The sequence below is a fragment of the Curtobacterium sp. Csp2 genome (assembly GCF_013347165.1).
In genome coordinates this window covers 2,682,010-2,696,544 of record NZ_CP054593.1, presented here as the reverse complement: position 1 = coordinate 2,696,544, position 14,535 = coordinate 2,682,010, and the positions used below count along the sequence as shown (strand labels likewise).

Here is a 14,535-nt window from a genome sequence, read left to right as displayed (position 1 = left end):
CTCAGCGCTCCGCGTGCCGCCCGTGCTGCGGCTCCGGGGTGCGTGACGCGTCCGTCCGCGGGACGGGACGCGTGCGCGGGCCGTTCCCCGCGCCTCCCGGCCGCCCTGGACCGGACCGGTCCGCCGGACGCACCACGGGGATCCGGCCCGTCTGCGGTGCCTGCCCCTCGAGCCCGTCCCGGCCACCCGTGAAGACGTCGCCGCCGACGCGGTCGTCCTCCCAGTCGTCGTCGCGCAGGACGCTCAGCGTGCCGGTCTCGGTCGAGGTCAGCCCGTGCCGCTCGAGCTCGGCGTCGCGCTGCTTGCCGAGGAACTCACGGTTGGCGTTCTGGGCGTCCTGGAACATCGTCGTGCGGCCGTTCACGATCGCCGCGATCCGCCGCCGTTCCCAGAGCTTCTTGCCGAAGAACATCAGCACGAGCCCGGCCGCTGCGTAGCAGGCCATCGTGAGCAGGCCGCGGCCGAAGCCCGGGCCGACGCCGTAGATCTCGTGCTTGATCATGTCGACCATGCTCGAGCCGACGACGACGTTGTTCAGCCACGCGAACGGCTCCGGCATGAACCACTTCGGGTACGCACCGCCGGAGGACGGCATCGACAGGAAGACGAAGCAGATCATCGCGGGGGCGGCGATGAACCGGCCGACGAAGTAGCTCAGGCCGTTCACGGCCAGGCCGATCGCGACGATCCAGCCCCAGGCGATCAGGACGAGTTCGATCCAGTGGCCCTGGATCGCGCCGACGACCGGGCCGGCGAGCGTGTTCGTGATGAGCGAGATGACCAGGCCGCCGACGACGATGACCGTCATCCGGGTGCGGTGCCGGAGCGGGCCGCCCATGATGCCGATGAACATCGCGACCATGTAGCCGCCGATGCACCACGCGAGCATGACGTACATCGCGACGGTGCCGTACTCGTCGTACGCGGGCAGGGGTGCGAGTTCGGTGACGGTCGGGGCGGCGGCTCCGGTCGCGGTGAGGACGCTCGTCAGTGTCGCCGGGACGAGCGAGGCCACCTGGAACTGGTGCGCGCTGGCCTTGAACACCTGGTTCGTCGACGGGTCGTACGCCACCGCCATCGTCCCGGCGAGCACGTCGCGCTTCGCCTGGGCCAGCGAGTCGTACAGGTGGAACACGTACTCGCCCGGCAGGGCCTTGTCGACGGCGGCGACGAGCGTCGGGTCGCTGCCGACGAGCGCCACGGGCACGTCGTGCGGGTGCGGGGCGTGGAACGCGAAGACGTAGCAGAGGCAGAAGCCGACGATGAAGAACAGCGGCATCCAGAGCTGCAGGCCGATGAGCTGCAGCGACGGGTGCAGCGTGCCGTACCAGCGGCGGTAGCGGCTGATCCGCTGCGGCTCGGGCACGGGCGCCTGGCGGACCCGGGTGGTGCGTGCTCCGGTCGACCGGCTCCCGGCGACCGGGGCACCGCGGCGGGGCTTCGAGCCGCCCCGCGTGGAGGGCCGGGTCTGCCGGGGCTTCGGCGCGGCGGTGCGCGGCGCTCCGTCTCGATCAGGGAGGTCGTGGTTCCTGGGGACGTCGTTCCGCGGCTCGCTCACTCGGCGCTGTGCTCCTTCTGCTGGTCGGAGCGTCACGATACGCCCGGTGCACTCACCGTGCACCGAGAGCGGGGAACGTCAGGAGCGGCTGCGGGACGCCTGGGCCGAGTCCATCGCGAGTTCCTCGGCGTCGAGCGTCACGAGCACGCGGCGCATGACCTCCTCGTCGAGGTTCCCCTTCTCGCGCTCCTCGAGCACGATCTCCCGCCGTCGGTCGAGCAGCTCGCGCCGGATGTCCTGGATCTGCGCGCCCCGGAGGCGCATCGGGGCGTTGCGTTCCTCGTCCTCCTCTTCCTCGGCGTCGCGGCGGAAGGTCTCGGCCTGGCGCTCGAGCCGGGCCTTGAGGCGGTTCACCACCGAGTCGACGGCCGCGGCCCCGTACTGCTCCGACCACGCCGGCCGACGGCGCTCGAGCAGCGCGATGGCAGCCTCGGTCGTCCGCTGGTTCAGGCGCATCTCGCTGCGGACGTCCTCCTCGCCCTCGCCGGGGTCCTGCACGCGGAGCGCCCGGATCACGAACGGCAGCGTCAGGCCCTGCAGCAGGAGCGTGCCGACGGTCACGACGAACGCGATGATGAAGATCGTGTCCTGCGCCTTGATCTGCACGGGGTCGGCCACGACGGCGACCGCGGCCGCGAGTGTCACCACACCGCGCATACCGGTCCACGAGATGACGAGCAGCTCCCGCCAGTTGAGCTTCGGTTCCGCGGAGCCCCGCAACCACCGCAGCGACGGGTGTCCGCGGGACAGACGGATGCGCAGCGGCCGGAGCCACCGTCCGTTGAAGCGGTTCCGCACGTAGGACTCGAACACGAACAGCGGGCGGACCAGGATCACGACGAGGAGCACGACGGCGGCCGCGGTGAGCGTCTGCGTCAGGCTCCGGTCGCTCTCGAGGAGGTCCTGCACCACGGTCTTCAGCTGCAGGCCGATGAGCGCGAAGACGAACCCCTCGAGGATGACGTCGATGCTCGTCCACAGCGGACGTTCCTGCAGCCGGGTGGCGTAGCCCTCCTTCGGCGAGTTGTAGCCGATGTACAGGCCCGCCGTGACGACCGCGATGACCCCGGACCCGGACAGGTGCTCGGCGAGGACGTACGCGACGAAGGGCAGCAGGATGCTCATGATCGTCTCGACCACGGGGTCGTTGATGCGCATCCGGATCCAGTGCACCGCGACGCCGAGCACGATCCCGACCGCGAAGCCGACGCCGATCGCGAGCCCGAAGATCCCGAGGTCCTGCCAGATCGTCAGCGAGGTGCCCGCGGCGATGAGCGTGAAGACCCGCACGAGCGTCAGCGACGCCGCGTCGTTGATCAGGCTCTCGCCGGACAGCACCGTCATCACCCGGCGGGGGAGTCCGAGCTTCCGGCCGATGGACGCCGCGGACACCGCGTCCGGCGGGGCGACGACGGCACCGAGCAGGATCGCCGCGGGCCAGTCCATGTCCGGGATGAGCAGGTAGGCGGCGACCGCGACCGCGAGGGCCGTGATGATGACGAGGAAGATCCCGAGGCGGCGGATCTGCTTGATCGACTGCCGGAAGCTCTGCCACGACACGTCGAGTGCCGCCGAGTACAGCAGCGGCGGCAGGACCACCGTCAGGATCACCTCGGAGTCGATCGTGATCTCGGGCAGGCCGGGGACGAACGAGGCCGCGAGGGCGACCGCCGTCACGAGCAGCGGCGCGGGGAGGCCCTTCGCCCGCGCGAACCCGGTCACCGCGAGGGAACCGATCAGCAGGATGAGGAGTTCCGCGGTGTCCATGACCGCCATCCTCCCATCCGGGTCGTACCGAACCTGAACGACCCCGCAGGCGTGGTGAACACCGGGTGAACGGCAGGGTTTGTGCTCAGCGGTCCGGCCTGGGACACTTTCCCGCGGTGGACATCACACTCATAGTCGTCCTGGTCATCGCGTTGGCCCTGTTCTTCGACTTCACAAACGGTTTTCACGACACCGCCAACGCGATGGCGACGCCGATCGCCACGGGCGCCATGAAGCCCAAGGTGGCGGTCACGGTCGCCGCGGTGCTCAACCTGATCGGCGCGTTCCTCAGCACCGCCGTCGCGACGTCGATCTCGCACGGGCTGATCAACGAGGGCCCGGGCGGGGTCGCGATCACGCCCGAGATGATCTTCGCCGGGCTCATCGGCGCGGTGGTCTGGAACATGATCACGTGGCTGCGCGGTCTGCCGTCGTCGTCCTCGCACGCACTGTTCGGCGGGCTCATCGGCGCGGCGATCGTCGGCGCCGGCTTCGGGGCGGTGAACTACGCCGCCCTCCTGACCGTCGTCATCATCCCGGCGTTCCTGTCCCCGGTGATCGCGGCGCTCGTCTCGCTCCTCGCGACCCGCATCGCCTACCGCGTCACGCGCCGTCCGGTCTTCCCGAACGAGCGCGGCGGCTTCCGGATCGGGTAGGTCTTCACGAGCTCGATGGTGTCGCTCGCGCACGGCACGAACGACGCGCAGAAGACGATGGGCGTCATCACGCTGACGCTGATCGCCTCCGGTGCGCAGTCGGCCGACTCCGGCGTGCAGTTCTGGGTCATCGTCGCCTGTGCGCTCGCGATCGCCCTCGGCACGTACACCGGCGGCTGGCGGATCATCCGCACGCTCGGCTCCGGCATCACCGAGATCCGCGCGACGCAGGGCTTCGCGGCCGAGGCGTCCACCGCCGCCACGATCCTGGCGTCGAGCCACCTCGGCTTCGCGCTCTCCACCACGCAGGTGTCGTCCGGCTCGATCATCGGCGCCGGCCTCGGTCGCCGTGGCTCGAAGATCCAGTGGTCGACCGCGGGCAAGATCGTCATCGCGTGGTTCATCACGCTCCCCGCCGCCGCGGCGGTCGGCGCGGTCGCCTCGGGCATCGCGCTCCTCGGCGTCACCGGCCTCGTCATCGACGCGGTCGTCGGTGCAGCCGTGATCCTCGGCCTGTACCTGTGGTCGCTGCGGAAGCCCCACGAGCAGGCGATCGAGGTGGACGTGGCTGCGAACGCGGTGCTCACGCGCAAGGAGCTCCGCGACATGCAGCGCAAGAAGCGCGCTGCCCGGGTCGCCGAGCGCCGCGCCGAGCTGAGCCGCGAGCGCACCCTGCGCCGCATGGCCGGACGGAACGGAGGACGTCGCTGATGGGCATCGACTGGTGGGCATTCCTGACCGTCGCGATCGTCGCGGTCGTCTCCGCGTGCTTCGTGGTCCTCGTCTACTCGATCGGCCTGCGCCTCTGGAGCGCCGCCGACACCCGCGCGGGCAAGTACACCGTCAAGGACGACGGCACGGTCGGCCCCGCCACCGCCGGCTTCCCCCAACCGGGCGTGGTGCAGCCCGGCGTCCGCGCGTTCCGCGCGCTCGCCGTCGCCTGCTTCGCGGTCTCCGGCATCGCCGTGCTCTACGGGATCTACCTGATCGTCCCGCAGTTCCACTGACGCGGGTCGCGGTCGCGACCACAACAGGGACGGGAGGCCCGTGGCGACACCGCCACGGGCCTCCTGTCCGTCCCCTGGTCGCGTTCTGGGCCCGCGGGAGATCCGTGGAGCAGGTCTCGTCGGGTCTGCGGATCGGACTCGACGTGAACTGCTCCATCGATGTGACTCGCGCACACCAGCCTGCCGGACCCGACCGGCCGGACGGGCTAGCCTCGGACGGGTGACCGGCAACGAAGCACCACGAACCCGCACCGAGACCGACTCCCTGGGGTCCCGCGAGGTCCCCGCCGACGCCTACTGGGGCATCAACACCCTGCGGGCGAAGGAGAACTTCCCGATCACCTCGGTGCCGATCGCGGTGTACCCGGACCTGGTCGAGGCGCTCGCGACCGTCAAGCAGGCGGCCGCCCGGGCGAACAAGGCGATCGGCGTGCTCGACGCGGAGCGTGCGGACGCGATCGACCGGGCCGCACAGGAGGTCCGCGACGGTGCCCTGCGTGACCAGTTCGTCGTCGACATCGTCCAGGGCGGTGCCGGGACCTCGACGAACATGAACACGAACGAGGTGCTCGCGAACCGGGCCCTCGAGCTCCTCGGCCGCGAGAAGGGCGACTACGGGTACCTGCACCCGATCGACCACGTCAACCGCAGCCAGTCGACGAACGACACCTACCCGACGAGCATCAAGCTCGCGATGATCCTCGGCGTGCAGCGACTCGTCGAGCAGCTCACCCTGCTGTCCGACGCGTTCGCCGAGCGCGGTCACGCGTTCGCCGACGTCCTGAAGATCGGGCGCACGCAGCTGCAGGACGCCGTGCCGATGACCCTCGGGCAGGAGTTCACCGGCTTCGCGCACACCATCCAGGAGGACGTGCTCCTGCTGCGCACCGTGATGCCGCTGCTCGCGGAGACGAACCTGGGGGCGACGGCGATCGGCACGGGCATCACCGCGGACCCGCAGTACCGGGACGAGGTGCGCCGGCAGCTCCAGGTCGCGAGCGGGCTGGACATCGTGACGGCCCCGGACCTCATCGAGGCGACGAGCGACGCCGGGGCGTTCATGACGCTGTCCGGCACCGTGAAGCGCAGCGCCGCCAAGCTCTCGAAGATCTGCAACGACCTGCGGCTGCTCGCCTCGGGTCCGCAGGCCGGCCTGGGCGAGATCACGCTCCCGGCACGCCAGGCGGGGTCGTCGATCATGCCCGGCAAGGTCAACCCGGTCATCCCCGAGGTCGTGAACCAGATCGCGTTCGCCGTCGCCGGGGCGGACACCACCGTGACGATGGCGGCAGAGGGCGGGCAGCTGCAGCTCAACGCCTTCGAACCGATCATCGCGCACTCGATCCTGCAGTCGCTGCAGTGGATGGCGAGCGGGTGCGCGACGCTCCGGATCAACTGCGTCATCGGGATCCAGGCGAACGAGGCGAAGCTCGCGGCGCAGGTCGACACGAACGTCGGCGTCGTCACCGCGCTGACGCCGTACATCGGGTACGCGGCGGCGGCGTCGATCGCGCACACGGCGCTGACCACCTCGACGCCGATCGCGACGCTCGTCACCGCGGCGGGGCTGATGGACGAGGACCAGGTCCAGCGCGTCCTGAGCCCGGCGCGCCTGTCGGGCATCGAGCTGGCCACCGGCGCCATCCCGGTCATCACCGAGGAGATGTTGGACGCCGAGGCCGCCCGGGTGCACCGCGAGCGCTGAGCCTGGCCTGGCCTGGCCCGTCTCCGGGCCCCGGACTACGGCAGGGGACGCTCGCCGGCCCGGACCTGCCGGGACATCGCCCGCAGGTGCTCGGCGACCGGGTCGGGCTCGTCGTCCTCGGCCGCCCGCTCGAGCGCCGCGGTCCGGACGTCCTGGGCGGCCCGGATGTCCTGGTCCCGCCACCGGGCGAGCGTGAAGTTCCGCGTGACGTCCCGGAGCGGCAGCCGGATCGACTCGTCCGCCTCGATGCCGGCGAGCAGCTGACGCATCCGGATCACCTCGGAGTCGAGCTCCCCGCCGACGACGAGCACGAAGTTCGAGATGTACAGGTAGACGAGCAGCAGGATCGCGCCACCGAGCCACCCGTACGCCCGGTTCCCACCCCCGCCGATGGTCTCGACGTAGACCGAGAAGCCCAGGGTCGCGAGCGCCCACGTCACGATCGCGAACCCGGCGCCGGCGGACACCCAGCGCAGCTGCGGCGTCTTCACGTTCGGCGTCGCGTAGTACAGCACCGCGACCATCACGACGAGGTCGACCGCGAGGACCGGCCACTTCGCCACGTTCCACACGTCGTCGATCCAGGGCGCCCACCCGAGCTGCCGGATGATCGCCGCGGAGATCGTGGGGGTGCCGAGCAGGATGACGATCGCGATCGCCCCGCCGACCATCACGAGCAGCGTGACGAGGAGCATCATCGACCGGAACTTCCAGATCCGCCGCCCCTCCTCGACCTCGTACGCGGTGTTCATCGCCCGGCCGAACGCGGTCGCGTACCCGGACAGCGACCACAGCGTCAGCACGACCCCGATCGAGAAGCCGAGCCACGGGTTGTCGAGCGTCAACAGCTGCCGGAGCGGTCCCTCGAGGTGCTGCGCGGTTTCCGGACGAACGATGAACCCGAGCACCTGCACGACGTCGGTCAGGCTGTCACCCTGCCGGTCCACGACGGACAGTGCGGACACCACCGCGAGGGCGGTCGGGAACACCGTCAGCAGGGCGAAGAACGTCAGCGAGGCGGCGGCGTCCACGACGCGGTGCCGGATCACGGAGTGGTAGGTGCGCCGGACGACCGCGCGGACCCCGGTCCGCTGCAGGTCGCGCGAGGCGCTGTCGGGCATGCGATGTACGGTACCCGACCCCGTACCGGCCTGGAGGATCGTGGCGACCCCGCCACGCGCCTCCCGTCCGTCCCCTGGTCGCACCGCGGGCGGCGCCCTCAGTTCGCGTGCGGGTCCAGCGCGTCGTAGCGGCGGAAGGACGGCACGAGCCGGAGCAGCAGCGCGACCAAGCCGATGATGAGCACGCCGCCGACGACCGGCGGGTACGCGATCCCTGCCGCGACGACCAGTCCGGCGTACAGGTCACCGAGCCGCGGACCACCGGTGACGACCACGATGAAGATGCCCTGCAGACGGCCGCGCATCCCGTCCGGCGACGCCGCCTGCAGGATCGTGTTGCGGAAGACCGAGCTGACGTTGTCCGCCCCGCCCGCCAGCGCCAGGAACAGCGCGGCCAGCCCGAGCGCCGGCAGGATCTCGACGCCGAACGCCTCGCCCGACCGGCCGCCGAGCTCGTGCGCCAGCGCGATCACCACGCCGAACGCGGCGATCGCGCCGCCGTAGGCCGTGATCGCCCAACCGACGGCCTCGCCCTGGCGGCGTACGTGCCCGAGCGGGCCGGAGAACACGCTCGACAGCAACGCGCCGACGGCGTACGCGGCGGTGAGCGTGCCGACCGTGATCGACCCGCCGCCGATGACGAGCGCGCCGATCGCGGGGAAGAGCACGCGAGGCTGCCCGAACGTCATCGCGACGATGTCGAGCACGAACGTCATGGTGATGTTGCGGGAGCGTCGGAGGAACCGCGCACCCTCGATCAGCGAGCCGAGCCCGGGCTTCAAGGCACCGTGCTCCGCCGCCATCCGGGGAAGCGTGAAGACCCCGAGGAACGCGAACGTGAACAGGACGACGTCGATCGTGTACGTGGGGGCGAACCCGACGCTCGCGATCAGCACGCCGGCGATCGCGGGCCCGACGGTGACCTGGAAGCCGGACGCGATGCCGCCGAGGGCGCTCGCCGCGGGGAGCAGGTCGGTACCGACGAGCCGCGGGACGATCGCGGACCGGGACGCGTTGCTGACCGTGGCCGCGACGGCGTTCACGGTCGCGAGGACGTAGAGGAGTGCGACGCTGTGCAGTCCGAGCCAGGCGTGCGTCGCGATGAGGGCGACCGCGGCCCACGCGACGATCGCGGACACCAGGGCGACGAGCCGCCGGTCGAACGCGTCCGCGAGCATGCCGCCGTAGAGTCCCGCGACGATCATCGGGACGAGGGCGATGACGCCGACGAGGGCCACCGCGAAGGTGGAGTGGGTGATCTCGTAGACCTCGAGCCCGACCGCGACGGTGGTCATCTGCGTGCCGATGCCGGCGATCGCCGTGCCGGCCCACAGCCGCGCGAACGCGGGGGAGCGGCGGAGCGGGGTGAGGTCGGCGAGCAGGCGGCGGCGCGGAGCGGTGTCGGATCGTGTCACGGTGGAACCATTCTGCGGCCTCGGCGGGCTGGACGGCGATGCCCGCGCGAACTGGTTGACTGGCCGGCATGACTGACCTGAACAGCAAGCCCGAGTTCGACGCCCCCGAGGGCCCGGCCCCCACCGAGCTCGTGATCACCGACATCGTCGAGGGCTCCGGCGACGAGGCCACCGCGGGCTCGACCGTCAAGGTGCACTACGCCGGCGTCGGGTACGAGACCGGCGAGGAGTTCGACAGCTCCTGGAACCGCGGCGAGCCCATCGACTTCCCGCTCGCGGCGCTCGTGCGCGGCTGGCAGGAGGGCATCCCCGGCATGAAGGTCGGCGGTCGCCGCAAGCTCGTCGTCCCGCCGGAGCTCGCCTACGGCCCTGCCGGTGGCGGCCACTTCCTGTCCGGCAAGACCCTGATCTTCGTGATCGACCTGCTCGGGGTCCGCTGATGCAGGTCGGCGCCCCGACGATCGAGCTGAACGACGGCCACCGTCTCCCGGAGCTCGGTCTCGGCACGTACGGACTGAACGGCGACGAGGGCGCCGCCGCGGTGGGCGCGGCGATCGCGGGCGGCTACCGGCTGCTCGACACCGCGCTGAACTACGGCAACGAGGACGCCGTCGGTCGCGCCGTCCGGGACGCCGAGGTCGACCGCGAGGACATCGTGGTCACCTCGAAGCTCCCCGGACGGCACCACGGGTACGACGAGGCGCACCGCTCGGTGGACGAGACGCTCGCGAACCTGGGCCTCGAGCGGGTGGACCTGTACCTGATCCACTGGCCGAACCCGTCCGTCGACAAGTTCGTCGAGACGTGGAAGGCGTTCGTCGACCTGCGGGACAGCGGCAAGGTCCGCTCGATCGGTGTCTCGAACTTCACGCCGGAGCACCTGACGCGCATCATCGACGCCACGGGTGTGGCCCCGGCCGTCAACCAGGTCGAGCTGCACCCGTACTTCCCGCAGGCGGCGCTCCGGAAGGTGCACGCCGACCACGGGATCGTCACGGAGAGCTGGAGCCCGCTCGCGAAGCGGTCCGAGCTGCTCACCGAGCGCCCGGTCACCGACGCGGCCGCGGCGCACGGGGTCACCCCTGGTCAGGTCGTGCTCCGCTGGCACGTCCAGCTCGGCGCGGTACCGGTGCCGAAGTCGGGCGACGCCGACCGGCAGCGCGAGAACCTCGACGTCTTCGGCTTCGCGCTGACCGACGACGAGGTCGCCGCGATCTCCGGCCTCGAGCGCGGGCGCCTGTGGGACGGCGACCCGGACACGCACGAGGAGATGTAGCGCTGACGCGCTGACGGACGGGAGGCACGTGGCGGGTCCGCCACGTGCCTCCCGTCCGTCACCGGTCCGGACCGCTGCTGCGCGGCACGGAGTGTCGGTCCGGCGGGACTACACTGGACACCCCTGTTTCCCGAAGGGTGGCGTGTGTCCGAACCGAGCGAGATCGACCGCGAGCGCGGCTACGTGGACGGGCTGTTCGCGCGGCTCGACGAGCTGACGGCGGAGGCCGAGCAGCGGCTCGCCGAGACCCGCCGACAGGCGGTCGGTGGCAACCACCAGAGCCGCAGCGAGCGTGACGCGTACGCGCGACTGTACGAGGACACCATCGCGACGCTCGACCGGGTCGGCGACCGCCTGGTGTTCGGTCGGCTCGAGGTCTCCGAGCCGGACGACGACGAGGACACCTTCCGCTACATCGGCCGTGTCGGCCTGCGGGACGACGAGCACCGCCCGCTCCTGCTCGACTGGCGCGTCCCCGGGGCGAGCGCCTTCTACCAGGCGACCGCGGCGCACCCGATGGGCATGCGCGCCCGCCGACACCTGACCCTCGACGGCCGCACGGTCGTCGGCGTCGAGGACGAGGTCTTCGACGCGACGCTCTACGACGACGAGCGCACGCACCTGCAGGGCGAGGGCGCGCTTCTCGCGGCGGTCACGGCGGAGCGCACCGGCCGGATGACCGACATCGTCGCGACGATCCAGGGCGAGCAGGACCGGATCATCCGCTCCCCGCTCGAGGGCGTCCTCATCGTGCAGGGCGGCCCCGGCACGGGCAAGACCGCCGTGGCGCTGCACCGCGCCGCGTACCTGCTCTACTCGCACCGCGAGCGCCTGCGCGGTTCCGGGGTGCTCATGGTCGGGCCGTCGTCGGCGTTCCTGACGTACATCGAGCAGGTGCTCCCGTCCCTCGGCGAGACGGGCGTCGTGATGGCGTCGCTCGGGTCGCTGTACCCGGGCCTGCACGCGACCACGCACGACCACGGCGACGTCGCCGCGGTGAAGGGCTCGGCGCAGATGGCCGCCCTGCTCCGCCGGGCGGTCCGCTCGCGCCAGGTCGTGCCGACCGCGTCGGTGACGCTCGACGTCGAGGGCGAGCGGCTCACCGTCCCGCCGCAGCTCGTGGCCGACGCCATGAAGCGCGCGCAGGACCGGGGGAAGCCGCACAACGTCGCCCGGGTGACGTTCAACAAGATCGCCCTCGACGCGATGACCCGACTGCTCGCCGACCAGCTCCGGGAGCGGGGCACCACGGTCGACGAAGCGGACGAGAAGGTCCTGCGCGAGGACATCCGCAGCTCGTACGACGCCCGCGTGCTGCTCAACACCGCGTGGCTGCCGCTGCCGCCGGAGAAGTTCCTCGAGGACCTCTACGCCCGGCCGAACTGGCTCGCGTCGCTCACGCCGGACTGGACCCCGGCGAAGCGCGCGCTGCTCGAACGCCCGCGCGGCTCGGGCTTCACGGTCGAGGACGTCCCGCTCCTCGATGAGGCGGCAGAGCTCCTCGGCCCGTTCGACCCGACGGGCGGGGCTGCGAAGCGCCGCGCGAAGGCGAGCCACGCCCGCGACGTCGAGAACGCGCGGCAGGCGATCGAGAACATGGGCGTCGAGGGCATCGTCACCGCGGAGCAGGTCGCCGGCTCCTTCGCCGAGGGCGGGGACCCCCGCACCACGGCCGAGCGCGCCGCCGAGGACCGCGAGTGGACCTACGGGCACATCGTGGTCGACGAGGCGCAGGAGCTCTCGCCGATGCAGTGGCGCGTGCTCGCCCGCCGCAACCCGCTCCGGTCGTTCACGATCGTCGGCGACATGGCGCAGGGGTCGTCGCCGGCCGCGGCCCGCTCGTGGGACGACGTCGTCGGCGCGCTCGCCCGTCGTCGCCGGGGTCGTGCACCGCTCGTGCCGATCGAGCACCGCATCGCCGAGCTCACCGTGAACTACCGCACGCCGCGGTCGATCGTCCAGGCCGCCGGCGCGTTCGCCGACGCCGCCGGGCTCGCCGTCACCCGGACCGAGGCGGTGCGCGACGGCGACCCGGTGGACCGCGTGTCGGTGTCCCGGGCGGTGCTGCTCGACACGGTCGCAGAACTCGTGCTGTCCGAGCGCGACCGGATCGGCTCCGGCACCGTCGGCGTGATCGTGCCCGAGGCGTCGGTGGCCGCGGTCCGGGAACGGCTCGCGGCGACGCAGGCCGACGTCCGGGGGCTCGGCTCGCCGCGTCCGGGATCGGTCACGGTGCTCACGGGTGCCGACGCGAAGGGCCTGGAGTTCGACGGCGTGCTGCTCGTCGACCCCGAGCGGGTCGGGGCCGACGCGGCACGTGCGGCCGCGGCCGTCTACGTCGCGATGACCCGACCGACCCGGCGGCTCGTGGTCGTCGACGTCACCGACTGAGGTCCCCCCGGCCTGGCCGGGCCGGTCCGGGGCGCCGGACCGGCGGTCGGGCCGCGGTCAGACCGGGTCGCCCTCGTCGCGTACCCGTGAGACGAGCGCGGCCCATGGTCCGTCGAGCTGGCTGCCCGGGATCTCGACGGTCGTCCGCGCGACCGTGACGGTCCACGTGAAGTCGTCCGGCACCGTGCGGCGACGTGCGCCCGGTGACTCGCGGGGGAGCGCGCCGACGAGTTCGTGCCACGCGTCCGGGTCGGCGCACGACTCGGTGTCGACCCGCCAGCCCCGGGTCAGGCCGGCGAGGCCACCACTGCGACGGACGACGATCTGCATGCCCCGGTTGTACGCCGTCACGACGCGGTGTGGACGCCCACCGTCCGCCAGGCGTCGCGGACCGCGGTCCACTCGGTCGACCCGGCACCGAAGCGGGCCGACGCTGCGTCGAGCGTGACGCCCGCGAAGCCCGCGAAGTCGATCCCCGCGGTGGTCGACGGCGAGGTCAGCGCGTCCCACCAGACCGCGCCCGCACCCTCCCACGCGCGACCCCCGATGGCCGTGGCGGCGAGGTAGAAGGCGTGGTTCGGGATGCCCGAGTTGACGTGCACGCCGCCGGAGTCCTCGGTGGTCTGCACGTACCCGGCCATCGTCGCCGGCTGCGGGTCCTTGCCGAGCACCGGGTCGTCGTACGCGGTCCCCGGCGCCCGCATCGAGCGGAGGGCGACCCCGTGCACCGCGTCCGTGAAGAGCCCCTCGCCGATGAGCCAGCTCGCCTGGTCGACGGTCTGCCCGGCGGTGTACTGCGCGACGAGCAAGCCGAAGACGTCCGACACCGACTCGTTGAGCGCGCCGGACTGCCCCTCGTACGTCAGGTCGGCGGTGTACTGCGTGACGCCGTGCGCGAGCTCGTGGCCGATCACGTCGAGGGCGATCGTGAAGCGGTTGAACACCTCGCCGTCACCGTCGCCGAAGACCATCCGTTGCCCGTCCCAGTACGCGTTGTCGTAGTCCTGCCCGTAGTGCACCGTGGCGTCGAGGGGGAGTCCCGCGCCGTCGACCGAGGCCCGCCCGAACACGTCGAGCCAGAAGGCGTGCGTCGCGCCGAGGCCCGCGTACGCCTCGTCCGTGGCGGCGTCGCCGGCACCGTCGACCGCTCGCCGCAGCGGACGATCGCCGACGCGGCCGGTGGCACGACCCTGCCCGGACGGGTGGTCCGCCGCGAGGGCGAGCCGGACACCGGCGACGCCGCCACGGACGAGGCGTACGCGGGCCTCGGCGCGACGCACGCCTTCTGGCTCGACGTGTTCGGGCGGGCCTCGGTCGACGGCGCGGGACTCCCCCTCGACGCCACGGTGCACTACGGGCAGGACTACGACAACGCGTACTGGGACGGGCAACGGATGGTCTTCGGCGACGGTGACGGCGAGGTGTTCAACCGCTTCACGATCGCCCTCGACGTGATCGGCCACGAGCTCGCGCACGGCGTCACGCAGTACACCGCCGACCTGACGTACGAGGGGCAGTCCGGCGCGCTCAACGAGTCGGTGTCGGACGTCTTCGGCTTGCTCGTCGCGCAGTACACCGCCGGGCAGACCGTCGACCAGGCGAGCTGGCTCATCGGCGAGGGGCTCTTCACGGACGCGGT

Annotated in this window: 12 protein-coding genes and 1 pseudogene; 7 read left to right on the top strand and 6 right to left on the bottom strand. The window is 71.8% G+C overall.

The features are described 5' to 3' along the window. Nucleotide 1: 1 nt before the first annotated feature. The gene (locus HUN59_RS13060) at nt 2-1,558 is read right to left on the bottom strand and encodes an ABC transporter permease (protein WP_217483552.1); all 1,557 of its coding nucleotides are present in this window, start codon (nt 1,556-1,558) and stop codon (nt 2-4) included. A gap of 78 nt (nt 1,559-1,636) precedes the next feature. Then, complete coding sequence (locus HUN59_RS13055; protein ID WP_174778585.1) at nt 1,637-3,325, bottom strand: cation:proton antiporter; 1,689 nt, start codon at nt 3,323-3,325, stop codon at nt 1,637-1,639. Between the two features lie 116 nt (nt 3,326-3,441). Between HUN59_RS13055 and HUN59_RS13050 the strand changes: the two are divergent. The 3 genes and pseudogenes from HUN59_RS13050 to HUN59_RS13040 all read left to right on the top strand — a co-directional run bounded on the left by HUN59_RS13050 (nt 3,442) and on the right by HUN59_RS13040 (nt 6,693). After that, a pseudogene (locus tag HUN59_RS13050) lies at nt 3,442-4,692 on the top strand (anion permease). Beyond that, complete coding sequence (locus HUN59_RS13045) at nt 4,692-4,988, top strand: hypothetical protein (RefSeq protein WP_174778584.1); 297 nt, start codon at nt 4,692-4,694, stop codon at nt 4,986-4,988. Before HUN59_RS13050 ends, HUN59_RS13045 begins: the two are co-directional and overlap by 1 nt. Before the next feature lie 220 nt (nt 4,989-5,208). Continuing rightward, a complete protein-coding gene (locus HUN59_RS13040; protein ID WP_174778581.1) occupies nt 5,209-6,693 on the top strand; it encodes an aspartate ammonia-lyase in 1,485 nt (494 codons plus the stop codon). 35 nt (nt 6,694-6,728) lie between these two features. Here the strand turns inward: HUN59_RS13040 and HUN59_RS13035 are convergent, their stop codons facing one another. Beyond that, nucleotides 6,729-7,814 (bottom strand): YihY/virulence factor BrkB family protein, encoded by a 1,086-nt coding sequence (locus HUN59_RS13035; RefSeq protein ID WP_174778580.1) that lies wholly within the window; start codon nt 7,812-7,814, stop codon nt 6,729-6,731. 98 nt (nt 7,815-7,912) lie between these two features. Continuing rightward, nucleotides 7,913-9,229, bottom strand: coding sequence for an MFS transporter (locus tag HUN59_RS13030; RefSeq protein ID WP_174778579.1), 1,317 nt, complete (start codon nt 9,227-9,229; stop codon nt 7,913-7,915). Nucleotides 9,230-9,297: 68 nt separating this feature from the next. On the opposite strand from HUN59_RS13030, the gene HUN59_RS13025 reads away from it, so the two are divergent. The 3 genes from HUN59_RS13025 (at nt 9,298) to HUN59_RS13015 (ending at nt 12,896) form a co-directional block, all read left to right on the top strand. After that, on the top strand, nt 9,298-9,669 hold the full coding sequence (locus HUN59_RS13025; RefSeq protein ID WP_174778578.1) for an FKBP-type peptidyl-prolyl cis-trans isomerase: 372 nt from the start codon (nt 9,298-9,300) through the stop codon (nt 9,667-9,669). Then, nucleotides 9,669-10,505, top strand: coding sequence for an aldo/keto reductase (locus HUN59_RS13020; protein ID WP_174778577.1), 837 nt, complete (start codon nt 9,669-9,671; stop codon nt 10,503-10,505). Before HUN59_RS13025 ends, HUN59_RS13020 begins: the two co-directional genes overlap by 1 nt. Nucleotides 10,506-10,649: 144 nt before the next feature. Further along, on the top strand, nt 10,650-12,896 hold the full coding sequence (locus HUN59_RS13015; RefSeq protein WP_174778576.1) for a HelD family protein: 2,247 nt from the start codon (nt 10,650-10,652) through the stop codon (nt 12,894-12,896). A 57-nt stretch (nt 12,897-12,953) separates the two neighbouring features. On the opposite strand, the gene HUN59_RS13010 is transcribed toward HUN59_RS13015, so the two are convergent. Together HUN59_RS13010 and HUN59_RS13005 are read right to left on the bottom strand one after the other, a co-directional pair. Beyond that, nucleotides 12,954-13,226: a protealysin inhibitor emfourin gene (locus HUN59_RS13010; protein ID WP_058742605.1), complete on the bottom strand. Its 273-nt coding sequence runs from the start codon at nt 13,224-13,226 to the stop codon at nt 12,954-12,956. Nucleotides 13,227-13,243: 17 nt separating this feature from the next. Further along, a complete protein-coding gene (locus HUN59_RS13005) occupies nt 13,244-14,248 on the bottom strand; it encodes a M4 family metallopeptidase (protein ID WP_441307017.1) in 1,005 nt (334 codons plus the stop codon). Between HUN59_RS13005 and HUN59_RS20145 the strand changes: the two genes are divergently transcribed. Then, nucleotides 14,192-14,535, top strand: a 344-nt coding sequence (locus HUN59_RS20145; RefSeq protein ID WP_441307016.1) for a M4 family metallopeptidase, incomplete at its 3' end; no start/stop codon positions are given. The two genes, HUN59_RS13005 and HUN59_RS20145, sit on opposite strands and share 57 nt — an antisense overlap.